15 protein-coding genes and 1 pseudogene are annotated in these 10,350 nt (G+C 67.8%); 6 read left to right on the top strand and 10 right to left on the bottom strand.

Annotated elements, in window-relative coordinates; all coding sequences use genetic code 11:
- Nucleotides 1-718: 718 nt before the first annotated feature.
- Both H6G16_RS09865 and H6G16_RS09860 read left to right on the top strand, forming a co-directional pair.
- The gene (locus tag H6G16_RS09865) at nt 719-982 is read left to right on the top strand and encodes an AbrB/MazE/SpoVT family DNA-binding domain-containing protein (protein WP_190390143.1); all 264 of its coding nucleotides are present in this window, start codon (nt 719-721) and stop codon (nt 980-982) included.
- Nucleotides 979-1,287 (top strand): annotated as a pseudogene (locus H6G16_RS09860) (PIN domain-containing protein); the annotation flags it as partial. The gene H6G16_RS09865 and the pseudogene H6G16_RS09860, both read left to right, overlap by 4 nt.
- Nucleotides 1,288-1,312: 25 nt before the next feature.
- Here the strand turns inward: H6G16_RS09860 and H6G16_RS13135 are convergent.
- The 3 genes from H6G16_RS13135 to H6G16_RS09850 all read right to left on the bottom strand — a co-directional run bounded on the left by H6G16_RS13135 (nt 1,313) and on the right by H6G16_RS09850 (nt 2,635).
- Nucleotides 1,313-1,684, bottom strand: a complete 372-nt coding sequence (locus H6G16_RS13135) for a nucleotidyltransferase domain-containing protein (RefSeq protein WP_242036344.1) — start codon at nt 1,682-1,684, stop codon at nt 1,313-1,315.
- Nucleotides 1,681-2,106 carry a nucleotidyltransferase substrate binding protein gene (locus H6G16_RS09855; RefSeq protein WP_190390142.1) on the bottom strand — a complete coding sequence of 142 codons (426 nt, stop codon included), beginning with the start codon at nt 2,104-2,106 and terminating at the stop codon, nt 1,681-1,683. Before H6G16_RS09855 ends, H6G16_RS13135 begins: the two co-directional genes overlap by 4 nt.
- A 94-nt stretch (nt 2,107-2,200) precedes the next feature.
- A complete protein-coding gene (locus tag H6G16_RS09850) occupies nt 2,201-2,635 on the bottom strand; it encodes a hypothetical protein (protein WP_190390141.1) in 435 nt (144 codons plus the stop codon).
- Between the two features lie 64 nt (nt 2,636-2,699).
- Here H6G16_RS09850 and H6G16_RS09840 point away from each other — a divergent pair, with 64 nt between their 5' ends.
- Complete coding sequence (locus tag H6G16_RS09840; RefSeq protein WP_347238852.1) at nt 2,700-3,176, top strand: nucleotidyltransferase domain-containing protein; 477 nt, start codon at nt 2,700-2,702, stop codon at nt 3,174-3,176.
- A gap of 22 nt (nt 3,177-3,198) precedes the next feature.
- Here H6G16_RS09840 and H6G16_RS09835 read toward each other — a convergent pair whose 3' ends face one another.
- Nucleotides 3,199-3,627 carry a type II toxin-antitoxin system VapC family toxin gene (locus H6G16_RS09835; RefSeq protein WP_190390139.1) on the bottom strand — a complete coding sequence of 143 codons (429 nt, stop codon included), beginning with the start codon at nt 3,625-3,627 and terminating at the stop codon, nt 3,199-3,201.
- Nucleotides 3,628-3,630: 3 nt separating this feature from the next.
- On the bottom strand, nt 3,631-3,885 hold the full coding sequence (locus H6G16_RS09830) for a type II toxin-antitoxin system Phd/YefM family antitoxin (protein WP_190390138.1): 255 nt from the start codon (nt 3,883-3,885) through the stop codon (nt 3,631-3,633).
- A gap of 197 nt (nt 3,886-4,082) precedes the next feature.
- Here H6G16_RS09830 and H6G16_RS09825 point away from each other — a divergent pair, with 197 nt between their 5' ends.
- Together H6G16_RS09825 and H6G16_RS09820 are read left to right on the top strand one after the other, a co-directional pair.
- On the top strand, nt 4,083-4,328 hold the full coding sequence (locus tag H6G16_RS09825) for an AbrB/MazE/SpoVT family DNA-binding domain-containing protein (protein ID WP_190390179.1): 246 nt from the start codon (nt 4,083-4,085) through the stop codon (nt 4,326-4,328).
- A complete protein-coding gene (locus tag H6G16_RS09820) occupies nt 4,328-4,717 on the top strand; it encodes a PIN domain-containing protein (RefSeq protein WP_190390137.1) in 390 nt (129 codons plus the stop codon). Before H6G16_RS09825 ends, H6G16_RS09820 begins: the two co-directional genes overlap by 1 nt.
- A gap of 192 nt (nt 4,718-4,909) precedes the next feature.
- Here the strand turns inward: H6G16_RS09820 and H6G16_RS09815 are convergent, their stop codons facing one another.
- From H6G16_RS09815 to H6G16_RS09800, 4 genes are all read right to left on the bottom strand, one after another.
- A complete protein-coding gene (locus H6G16_RS09815; RefSeq protein ID WP_190390136.1) occupies nt 4,910-5,458 on the bottom strand; it encodes a hypothetical protein in 549 nt (182 codons plus the stop codon).
- A gap of 10 nt (nt 5,459-5,468) precedes the next feature.
- Complete coding sequence (locus H6G16_RS09810; protein WP_190390135.1) at nt 5,469-5,657, bottom strand: hypothetical protein; 189 nt, start codon at nt 5,655-5,657, stop codon at nt 5,469-5,471.
- A 68-nt stretch (nt 5,658-5,725) separates the two neighbouring features.
- Nucleotides 5,726-5,932: a hypothetical protein gene (locus tag H6G16_RS09805; RefSeq protein ID WP_190390134.1), complete on the bottom strand. Its 207-nt coding sequence runs from the start codon at nt 5,930-5,932 to the stop codon at nt 5,726-5,728.
- A gap of 191 nt (nt 5,933-6,123) precedes the next feature.
- The gene (locus H6G16_RS09800; protein WP_190390133.1) at nt 6,124-7,635 is read right to left on the bottom strand and encodes a peptide ligase PGM1-related protein; all 1,512 of its coding nucleotides are present in this window, start codon (nt 7,633-7,635) and stop codon (nt 6,124-6,126) included.
- A gap of 59 nt (nt 7,636-7,694) precedes the next feature.
- On the opposite strand from H6G16_RS09800, the gene H6G16_RS09795 reads away from it, so the two are divergent.
- Nucleotides 7,695-8,228 carry a hypothetical protein gene (locus H6G16_RS09795; protein WP_190390132.1) on the top strand — a complete coding sequence of 178 codons (534 nt, stop codon included), beginning with the start codon at nt 7,695-7,697 and terminating at the stop codon, nt 8,226-8,228.
- Here H6G16_RS09795 and H6G16_RS09790 read toward each other — a convergent pair.
- Entirely contained in the window at nt 8,225-10,282 is a 2,058-nt protein-coding gene (locus H6G16_RS09790) for an HDIG domain-containing metalloprotein (RefSeq protein WP_190390131.1), read from the bottom strand. The two genes, H6G16_RS09795 and H6G16_RS09790, sit on opposite strands and share 4 nt — an antisense overlap.
- Between the last annotated feature and the right edge of the window lie 68 nt (nt 10,283-10,350).

Below are 10,350 nucleotides of genomic sequence, written 5' to 3'. Positions count from 1 at the left end.
ATTTGTCAACCCTCTGAATCATCCTTCTGTTGCTATCCGCAGGGCTTCTTTGGAAAGTGTCGGTGGTTATTCCCATCAGCCATTCTTTGAGGACTACTACTTATGGCTGGTCGCTAGAAAGGCTGGCCTTGTCTTTCGAAATCTAGAATCACCCCAGGTTTTTATCCGTAGGTCCTCTGTTCTTGGCAGGCGTTGTGGGCTTCCATATGCTCTGTGTGAATGCAGATTCTATTTGCGATGCCTCAAGTCTGGTCTTTTGCCTTCATTCCTTATTCCTGTTTATATCATTCGTTGCATGTCCCGCTTGCTGCCTCGCCCCTTGCAAGCTTTTCAAGACTTTTTGCCTTGGCGAACGTCGATCGCTGCAACTGCTTACCCTGAGCTTGTCGCTTGGCTGGAACGCGAGTGCTAGGCATCGTTTCTCGCGGCAGTGTCACTTTGCGAGTTGTAAAACTTAGGTCCGATTTTCCTGATTCGAAGACGAGCAGAGGCGAATAACGGTCTGTCATCCTGAGGCAGATATGCGCCTCATTCATTAACGAAGAATCCCGGTGATTGACTTGTCAAGTCATTTGCTTAAATTGGCACCTGGTTGTTGGCTGCGCCCGAATCTCTGCTGCTACGGTTGGCGCCGGCCCCGGGCGCCGCTCCCCCCCCCCGCCCTCAGGAAAGTTGTCGCCCAAGTCTAGACTGATCGCGACCATCGATATAGGTGGGGATGCGCGCCAAATTGTTCCGCAATGGACGCAGCCAGGCGGTGCGTCTGCCGGCCAGTTGCCGGTTTGAGGGCACGGAGGTCGATGTCGAGCGTGATCCCGAGACGGGCATCGTCACCCTGCGTCCACTCCGCTCCAGCCCGTTGGACTGGTTGCGGCAGCGGGCTGTCCTGCTTGATCAGGATCCCCAGGCTGCAGAGGGCTTCACCGCCCTGATGGAGCGTGATGGCACCCCAGAGCCTGCCCAGGGGCGTGACTGGCCATGAAGCAACGCTTCATGCTCGACACCAACGCTGTGCGCCTGTTGCTGGAGCGCCGCTCCCTCCAGCTAGATCAATGGTTTGCAGAGGAACGCTGCAGCCTCTCGGCCATCGTTGCGGCCGAGATCCGCTTTGGCCTGGCGCGTCGCAGGTTGCCCGAAGCCCGTGCTGCGCTGGTTTGTGATCTGCTTGAGGTGCTCCCCGTAGAGGCCTTTGATGAGCAGGTGGCCAAAATTGTTGGCCAGTTGCGGCCAGATCTCCAGCGCCTTGGCATCACCTTGGCGGCGATGGATCTGCTAAACGCGGCCCATGCCCTGGCCCTGGAGCGCACCCTGGTCACTCACGATCAGGTGTTTGCCAACGTGCCCGGCTTGTTGTGTTGTTCGGCTGTGACGGCAACGGCACCCGATTCCACACAACCAGGCCTGCGCGTTGGATGTGGTCCCTCAGGCCTTCGTGGGTGATCAGGTGATCCAGTTGCAGATCGATCCGCCAGGGCAGCAGCAGATCATCCAGCTGGGCCCCCAGCTCCAGCAGCTCAGCCAAGCCCATCTCCGGCGCGAGGATGCAGAGATCCACATCCGAGCCACTGCGCTGACGACTCAGCGCGCGCGATCCGTAGAGCACCACCCGCTCCACCAGGGGATGGGCGCTGATGGCCATCAGCAGCTGCTCGCTGGCTTCATTCGGCAGGCCTGGGATGGTCATCGCTGCGTCGCGCGCCTTTCCATGCTGATCTGCAGCTCCAGCAGCGCTGGTGCGTAGCGCTCCACGATCAACTCAGCAATTTCCTTGGCGAGAGCTGGGTTGTAGGTGTGGCTGGTGAGGTTGCGGCTGCGGATCATCGCCATCCATGTGGCTTCGCTGCCCGGGCTCAGCAGCTCCCGCACCACCGCTTCACGCACGGCGTCGCGGGAGCCACTCACGCCGCTTACCCCTTGATCGGCGAGGAAGTCCTTCAGCAGCAGCCAGCTGAGTTCGTGGCTGAATTCAAAGGCCTGGATCAGACCCTGCTCCTCCAGTTCACTGAGGGGGCGCTCCCGGGCCGTGGCCACAGCCCGCTGCAGAGCGCCGAGGGCGCGGCCGTAATTGTCGAGCCGCTGCAACCAGCGCACATCTGCATCAGCCATGGCTGCGGTCTGGGCGTTTGGTGAGGGCGGGTGTGAATGTGAACCCGGCACCCTTGTGCCCCATCCTGCAATGCCGCTGGCGGGCTCCGCACACCTATCCCGGGTCAAATACCCGTTTGCCGTCGGCCCGTTTGTGGTTGTGGCGCCGGGCTTCGCGGCGGGTGTATTCGCTCACCGTGGGGTTCGCCCCCACCGGATCCACATGGGCCACCTGCTCCCAGAGATCCCGCGGCGCCCAGCGCACCGTGTGCTCCACCCGGTTGTGCTTGATCACATGGCACCAGCGGCTGGTGCCGCAGGCCGGGCAGAACAGCTCCTCCAGCCACTCGTTGCTGAGCACCAGCACCGGGAAGGCCTGGATCACCAGCTTGGCGGTTTTGTCGGGCATGCCCCGGGCCTTGAGCTGCTCCGGTGTCAGCAGGTGCAGGAAGTACTTCTGCCCGTTGCCCTCGATCCGCTGCTCAGGATGGGCGGGGCAACACAGCAGACGGCGTTGGGGCCGGCGGGAGCGGCGGGGGGTGTCGCTCAAAGCACAGCATTGGCTGACTTCAACGTAGCGCCGTTCGGCGCATGCGGGCAGGAGCTCGGCCGAGGTGTCAGACCTGGAGGATCGCCTTCGGGTGCTCGATGCCCTGTACATCCCCACCCGCTACCCCGATAGCCCCGGCTGCAAAGCCAAGACGCCCTCAGCCATGCCCGTGCGCTCGTTGACGCAATCTGTGCTGCGTTGGCCCCAGCCTGAGCAAGTGTTGCTGGAGGTGCGCGCCTGGGCCGATGAGCAGCGCCGTCTGCGGCCGAGCCTGCGGCGGATTGGTGTGTTCGGCAGCTATGGCCGGGGCACCGCCTCGGTGGGCAGTGATCTGGATCTGCTGCTGATCGATGAAGCCGCCGATGGTCCCCAGCACCAGCGCCTCTGCTCCTGGCCGCTGGAGCGTCTGCCGCTCAGCTGTGATGCCCTGGTGCTCACCCCCGCCGAACTGCAGGCGTTGCTCTCAGGTGGCAGCCGCATGGGCCAGGAACTGCAGCGCGATCTGCGCTGGCTCGACTCCACAGAAGATGGCTGTTGTTGATGAAGGCCCCATAGGCAGGGGATCAGCCCCCGCCGCCCTGATCGCGGCCCGTGAATGGGTTCAGCAGGGGAACGTCAAAGTGGCTGAAGTCGACCACGTTGCGGGTGACCACGGTGAGTTGATGCCCCTTGGCGATGGCGGCGATCATCGCGTCTTCGTAGAGGGTGTCTGACTGGCGGTGCATCAGCTGAGCCCAGCGGCGGAATGCAGGGCCATCCATGCTGAGGATGTTGAAGGTGGTGCACACCTGATCGAGCCAGCGCTCGATCGCATCGGCTTTTGTTGAGTCCTGTTCGCGGATGCGTTCGATCCCGGCCTGGATCTCGCCGATGGTCACGCTGGCGAGATAGAGATCGGCGTCGTCAACGCTCTGAATCCAGGCGACCACCCCGCCATGGGGGCGTGGCCTGCGCAGTTCGGACACCACATTGGTGTCGAGCAAAAAAGCCATGCCCTACAGCTCCACCACAGGCCGGCGGCGGGCACCACCACGGGCTGGCACTAGCTCCTCCGTGCGGGCATCCGGGGCCAGAAGCAGTTGCTTGAGGCTGGGCCTGGCGGCAGCCTGCAGACGGTTCCATTGCTCGATGGGCACCAGCACCGCGGCATCGGTGCCGCGCCGTGACACCACCTGGGGGCCTTCCCGCTGGCAGGTGTCGAGCAATTCACTGAAGCGCGCCTTGGCGTGCTGCACAGGCCAGACCGCCATTGGATCCACCTCCTGACTGGTTATCAGACTAGTCAGGAGTAGGTTTTGCCTGCACGGAGCTCGCCCTTCACCGGTGCTGGAGGAACTGCAGCGCGATCTGCGCTGGCTCGACTGATGCCTTGAGCGTCTGACATGGCCGCCAACCCTGTGAATGTTCTTGATTAGGATTTGGTAATTCACCCTTGCGGGTCTTGCTTGTGCGCAGCACCATCACCGCCCGCGGGCAAACCGTGATCCCGGCTCCCATTCGGGCCCGCTTTGCCCTCGGCCCATCCCAGCGCCTCGAATGGATCGTCGAGGACGATGGCTGCATCCGGGTCGTGCCCGTAGACCCCTCACCAGTGAAAGCCTTTCGCGGCATGGGAAGCCGGGGCGGCTCCACCCAGCGCCTGCTGGCTGATCGCGAAGCTGAGCGGCAGGCCGAGCCTGGGGCAAAACGCTGATGGCATCGCTGCTCCTGCTCGACACCTCCGCGCTGCTCACCCTGCGCGACGACGAACCGGGGGCTGAGCAGGTCGAACAAGCATTGGAGCAATCCCAGCGCTGTTATGCCTGCTTTCTCACCCGCATGGAGGTGCTCTACCGCGTTTGGAAAGACGAAAATGAGCGCGCTGGTCGGCTGGCCTATGAGCAACTCAAAGCCCTGCCCCTGAACTGGGTGGAGCCTTCCGAACCACTGCTGGAGCAAGCAGCCAGCATCAAGGCTCGCCATTCCTTGTCGCTGGCAGATGCCTGGATCGCTGCGGCCGCGCAACAGGTTGGCGCTGCCCTTCTCCACAAAGATCCCGAGTTTCGTGCCATCGCCGATCTCCCTCAGGTGTGGCTCGGCTGAAGCCTTGAGCGTCTGACCCTGGCGCGACTCAGCACCTCGCCCGGGTCAAACACCCGCTTGCGGCGCCCAGCGCACCGTGTGCTCCACCCGGTTGGGCTTGATCACCTGGCACCAGTGTCAGCAGGTGCAGGAAGTACTTCTGCCCGTTGGGGCCGGCGGGAGGTGTCGCTCAAGGGAGAGCTTTGGCTGAATTCAACGTAACGCTGCCGCGGCGAGATCCCGCGGCTCGCAACGGCTCCAGGCGCTTTGGGCCGCCGGCGTGGCCGCCACACCGAGTTTGGTGAGGGCCTGGCGCGCTTCGCTCTGACGGGCCGTGAGCTCCAGGCGCCGCGCCTCCTGCCCGGCTTCCCAGCGCCGCCGCTCGGCCCCATCGGCCTCCCGCCAGCGGGTCAGGGCCTGGGCATAGCGCTCCTGCTCCAGCTCCTGGTCTTCGCGGGTGAAGCGGTCGAGCACCGCCGGATCGGGCGCCGCCGGCCGGGGCAGGGGCAGGTAGCGCTGCTGGCTCAGCTGGCTGAGCGCGGCGCTGCTGCGGTTCTGCTCCTGCACGAGCTTTTGCACCGCCGGTTGCTGCTGGCGGCAGCGGCTCACCAGGCCATCCAGCTGCCGTTGCCGTTGGGCGGCGGCGGCTTGGTCGCGCTCCGCCTGCTCCCGCCGTTGTCGCTCGGCGCCGTTGCAGCCCACCAGCAGCACCGCCAGCAGGGCGGTCAACAGCAGGGGGTGGGAGGAGCGCTGGTGGCGCATGGCGGGAGCCTCAGGCGGCCTGGCGGCGGGGCGCATCCGCTGGCGGCAGGAACTGCCAGAGCCGCCGGTAGGCCTCCAGCTCCAGATCGCCCCAGCCGTCGAGCTGGGGATTGGTGCTCTGGATCGCCTGGTACAACTCCTGCCGCGTGCTGGGCAGGGCCTTGAGGCGAAGGATGGAGAGGGCCTCCGTCCGCTGCATGGGTGCTCTGGAACTGCCTCCAACCAACCGGATCGAACTGCCCCTGTCAAGACACACGGTCAAGCCACTCAGCCCAGGCAGCAGCAGGGCTGGCGGCACAGTTGATCGGCCACGTGCTGCCGGTCTTGGGTGGGCTCCATCCAGGTGCTCCACACCTCCCCGCCGTGGCGGGCCTCCAGCTGCATCCGCGAGCCGTGCAGGGCCAGTTGGAAGGTGAAGCCCGTGAGCCCCGGCAGTTCAAAGCCCTGGGTGCTGCCTCGAGTGGGGTGGGTCATGGCGTGCTCCTGGGCGATTACCCCTGCTCTAACGCCGGTGCCCACCCCGGCGGATGAGAGCCGGCTGAGAATCCCGCGGGGGCTCGCCTGGCCGTGGGCTGAACAAGGGTCCGTGATGGCTTTCCGTACTCGCCTTTTGGATTCCGTACAGCCTGTACAGAATTCAGCACACACCTGCTGTGGCTTCTGCCCTAGGCCCTGAGCTGCTGGGCCGCCCGCAGCAGCTCGGCTTCGGTGGCGGCGTACACCGCCTCGGCCTCTTCCGCGCTGCGGCCGATGCAGGTCATGCCGAGCTTGCCGTATTCCGACAGGCAGCCCAGCAGGTGAAACACGCTGCCGTGCAGCTGGGCCGGGTCGAAGTGCAGCCCCGCCTCCGCCACGATGTCGATCAGGTCCACCGGCAGCAGCCCGCGCAGGTGGGGGGCGGTGAGGTTGTCGGTGGCCTTGTAGTGCAGGGCCTGGCCGCTGGGGGCGTGGTACAGCCCGCTGGCCGGATCCAGCCGGCCGCCGGTGATCGCACTGAGGGCCATGTAGGGGTGGGTGGTGCCCCCCTGGCGCAGGTTCACCTCGATCGCTTGTAGGTCCCAGCGGTCTCCAAAGCGCCGGGCGATGAAATCCACCGCGTAGCGCTCCAGCGCCCCCTCCGCCGCCAGCGCCTCCCCCACCGCCTGGCCATGGCCCATCAGCGCGGCCCGGTACTCCCCGGCCGCCGGGAAGCTGCAGCCCAGGTAGGTCTGGCCGCTGGCGCCGCCCAGCACCTGCTCATGGCTGGAGAGCACCTCCACCGCCCCGGGCTGGCCGCCGGTCCCGGGATGGATGGTGCCCTGCACGCTGGGGGAGCGCAGGTCGTCGCCCCCTTCCAGCCAGGCCTCCACCAGGGCCCCCTGCACCGCCAGCTGCTCCTTCCAGCTGGGGGAGGGCATCGGCAGGGCCTCCAGGGCCTGGCGCAACCGCTGCCGCCGCTCCGCCCCGCTGAGCTCCGCCAGCTGCAGGGGCTCCAGCGGCAGGGGGGCATTGCCCTCGCCGCTGAAGCCCTCATTGAGCTTCACCACGCACTGGCGCAACTCGGGGTGGGCCTCCCACAGCTCGGCTGCCGCTTCGGTGAGGTCGTCGAGGTTGTGGGTGAGGGCCGAACCGGGGGGATGGGGCACGCCGCAGCGGGCAAACAGCTCCCGGCTGCCGGCCTTGCTGCCCCAGGTGCCCAGGGCCGGATCGGTGCCCAGCAGGGGCACCTGCAGCCGCTCCGAGAGCTGGCGTTCCAGGTCGCTCACCACGAAGCAGTTGATGAAGCTGCGCCCCGGCCGCAGCAGCTCGGCGATCCGCGCCAGCAGGGCCGGCCGCTCCAGCAGCTTGGCGGTGAGGGGCCGGTTGGAGGCGTCGTCGGTGTCGACCAGGTGCAGCCGCCGCCGGGCGTGGGAGGTGGGCACCCCCGGCAGCAGCTCCAGCACCGCATCCACCACCAGCTCCGCCAGGGGTTTGCTGGTGGCATACACCATCCTCACCCCCGGATCCCGCAGCCGGATCAGTGAAAACAGCTGGCGCTCCTCGTAGTGGTGGGCGCCGGTCACCAGGTCGATCTGGTTCTGGTCCATCGACAGCGACGGCACCATCAGCACATCCACATCCGGGCCCTGGGCGTTGGTGGCCAGGCCCCACTCCGGCTGCAGCTGGGCCTGGAGCTCGTGGAAGCTGAGCAACGTCATGGCGTCAGGTGCAGGATCTCGGCGTGTCCACCATGCTGGCCCCACCGCCACCCTCGCCCATGGCTGCAGCCCTGGAGTCCCTGCTGCACGGACTGATCAGCCTGGGCATCGCCCTGGTGCTGGCGGGCTTCATCCTGGCGACGGCCACCCAGCACGGCCGTCACGGCAACCCCCAGCTCGCCGCTGACAGCCTGCACATGCTCTGGTCGCCGGCGGTGTTTGCCGGGGTGGGCGCCCTGCTGATCGCCAATGGGCTGGTGCGCAGTCTCTGGCTGGTGCTGCCGAGGCGAACCAGGGTGCGGCCGGTGCGGGCCGTTCGCCGGGTGTGGCGGCCCCGGCCCGTGGTTCTGTCGCGTGACGCGCCGCCAGCGCCACCGCCGGCTCCGGTCCCCCCCGATGCCTACATCCGGGCCTGCGCCGAGCTGGGGGTGGAGCCCGGCAGCCCCTGGCCCGTGGTGCGCGCCACCTGGCGCCGCCATCTCTCCCGCTGGCACCCCGACCAGGGCGGCAGCCCAGAGCTCTGGAGCCGCAAACTGGCCGCCTACACCCTGCTTGAGGCCTGGCAGCAGTTCGAGCACCCGGACGGGTCCTAGGCGCTGTAGCCCTTGCGGGCCGGGATCGGATAGGGGATGCGGCGGTGGCGCATGCGCTTCCACACCCTCACGAAGGCCCGGATCAGCAGTTCCAGCTCGGCCCGGCTGATGCCACTTTCGGCCAGTTGGCCGTCGCTCTGGCGGGCCTCGATGATCCGCCGCACCATCGCCCGCGCCTCGGTTTCGCTGGTGCCTGGGGGCAGGGAGCGCAGGGCCGCCTCGCATCCGTCGGCCAGCATCAGGATCGCCGTCTCCCGGCTGCGGGGCGTGGGCCCCCGGTAGCGGAAGCGCTCCTCGGCCATGGCCGGATCCCGCTCCCGGGCCTGGTGCAGGAAGTAGCCCATCTTCAAGGTGCCCTGGTGCTCCGGAATGAAGTTGGCCAGGGGCCGGGGCAGGCGGTAGCGGCGGGCCAGCTTCAGGCCCTCATCCACATGGGCCTGGAGGATGGCGGCGCTGGCGAGCGGGTCGTTGAGCGTGTCGTGGGGGTTGGTGCCCTCGCCCTGGTTTTCGATGAACCACTCCGGGCCGTGCAGCTTGCCCACGTCGTGATACAGCGCCCCGGTGCGCACCAGGTCGATGTCGGCCTGGATGGCCCGGGCTCCCTCCTCCGCCAGGCCGGCGATCATCAGGGTGTGCTCAAAGGTGCCGGGGGCCTCCACCGAGAGCCGCCGCAGCAGGGGCCGCTGCAGGTCGGCCAGCTCCATCAGCCGCGCCCGGGTCACCAGCCCGAAGAAGGTCTCCATCAGCGGCGCCAGCAGCAGGCCCGCCATCAGCAGGCCGCCCAGCAGCAGCGCCTCGCTGAGCAGGTCCACCTGGCTGGGCCGCAGCAGCGATTGCAACAGCAGCCACTGCACCGCGAGGCCGGCGCCCGGCAGCAGCACCGCCAGTTGCAGCAGTTCGGCCCGGCTGCGCTGCCGGCCGGCTGCCACCGCCGCCACCGTGCCCACCGCCGCCGCCACCAGCAGGCGCACCCCGGCGAGGGCCGTGAACGGCACGGGCCAGAGCAGGCTGCCGGCCGCCAGCCAGGCCAGGCCGCAGGGGGTGCCGAGCCCCTGGGCCAGCAGCAGGGTGGGCGGCACCAGCAGCACCAGCGGACTCGCCAGTGGCCCTAGCCACAGCGAGAAGCCCTGCATCACCAGCAGGGCGCCGAGGGCCAGCAGGGCCTGACGCGGCTCCAGACAGGCGCGCCAGCGGCGCAGCACCAGCACCAGCACCCCCGCCACCGCCAGGGCCTCGAGAAAATGGCCCAGCCAGGTGAGCGGCCGAGGCCGCCGGTTCACCAGGCCGAAGTAATCGAGCACGTCGAAGGCCTGGGGGCTGATCGTTTCCCCCTGGCGGGTGATCAGGTCGCCCTGCTGCACCGTGATGGTGGGAATCCCCTGCTGGGTGATCAGGGCCTCGATGCGCCGCTGGCTCAGGCCCGGATCACTGCGCAGGTTGGAGTGGCCCTGCAGGGAGCGGGCCAGCAGCCGGGCCCCCAGACCCCGCGGCACTGGCGCCAGGGGTTCGAGCTGCAGCGTGGCCGCCTCCAGCAGCTGGCCCTCGGCCACCCCCGGGGCCAGCCCCTGGCTCAGCATGCGCAGCTGGGCCTGGCGCACCTCCCGGCCCCAGGCCGCCAGCTGGGTTGCTCCCACGGTCCGCAGCCAGGCCCGCTCCTCGGCGGTGATCGTCACCGGCTCCACCCGGGGCTGGTCGCTGTTGGCCTGCAGTTCCACCGCCCGCAGACCCTTCTCCAGTTCCTGGCCCAGTTGGCGGTTGGCCTGCTCGTCCACCACCTGCACGGTGGTGCGGGGCACCATTTCCTGGCGCCGTTGCTCCAGGGCCGTGCTGTCCACCACCCGGGCGGCCTTCGGGGCCCGGGCCGTGAAGGGGGCCGCCATGCCGGGCCGCAGGCTCGGCTCCACCAGCCAGGGCCAGCTGGCCACCAGGGCCACGAGGGCACACACCAGCAGCACCGAGGCCGTGTCCCGGGCGCGCCAGATTCCCGGCGACTGGCGCGGACGCTCCAGCCGCAGCAGCTGACGCCAGAGGGATCGCAGCCACCGCCACACCATGGGCAAACGCTAACCCTGCCGGTGGGCGGCCCAGCCCCTGGGATTGCAAGCTGGAGGGGCGCCGTCGT

It is taken from the genome of Cyanobium sp. FACHB-13342, from assembly GCF_014697415.1.
GTDB lineage: Bacteria > Cyanobacteriota > Cyanobacteriia > PCC-6307 > Cyanobiaceae > Cyanobium_A.
The sequence above is the reverse complement of the archived record's forward strand: the minus strand, read 5'-3'. Positions and strand labels throughout refer to the sequence as shown.

Coding starts and splice junctions, on each gene's coding strand:
- H6G16_RS09865 (WP_190390143.1), top strand. CDS start 719: ATGCGCGCCAAATTGTTCCGCAATGGACGCAGCCAGGCGGTGCGTCTG.
- H6G16_RS13135 (WP_242036344.1), bottom strand. CDS start 1,684: ATGACCATCCCAGGCCTGCCGAATGAAGCCAGCGAGCAGCTGCTGATG.
- H6G16_RS09855 (WP_190390142.1), bottom strand. CDS start 2,106: ATGGCTGATGCAGATGTGCGCTGGTTGCAGCGGCTCGACAATTACGGC.
- H6G16_RS09835 (WP_190390139.1), bottom strand. CDS start 3,627: ATGGCTTTTTTGCTCGACACCAATGTGGTGTCCGAACTGCGCAGGCCA.
- H6G16_RS09830 (WP_190390138.1), bottom strand. CDS start 3,885: ATGGCGGTCTGGCCTGTGCAGCACGCCAAGGCGCGCTTCAGTGAATTG.
- H6G16_RS09820 (WP_190390137.1), top strand. CDS start 4,328: ATGGCATCGCTGCTCCTGCTCGACACCTCCGCGCTGCTCACCCTGCGC.
- H6G16_RS09815 (WP_190390136.1), bottom strand. CDS start 5,458: ATGCGCCACCAGCGCTCCTCCCACCCCCTGCTGTTGACCGCCCTGCTG.
- H6G16_RS09810 (WP_190390135.1), bottom strand. CDS start 5,657: ATGCAGCGGACGGAGGCCCTCTCCATCCTTCGCCTCAAGGCCCTGCCC.
- H6G16_RS09805 (WP_190390134.1), bottom strand. CDS start 5,932: ATGACCCACCCCACTCGAGGCAGCACCCAGGGCTTTGAACTGCCGGGG.
- H6G16_RS09800 (WP_190390133.1), bottom strand. CDS start 7,635: ATGACGTTGCTCAGCTTCCACGAGCTCCAGGCCCAGCTGCAGCCGGAG.
- H6G16_RS09795 (WP_190390132.1), top strand. CDS start 7,695: ATGGCTGCAGCCCTGGAGTCCCTGCTGCACGGACTGATCAGCCTGGGC.
- H6G16_RS09790 (WP_190390131.1), bottom strand. CDS start 10,282: ATGGTGTGGCGGTGGCTGCGATCCCTCTGGCGTCAGCTGCTGCGGCTG.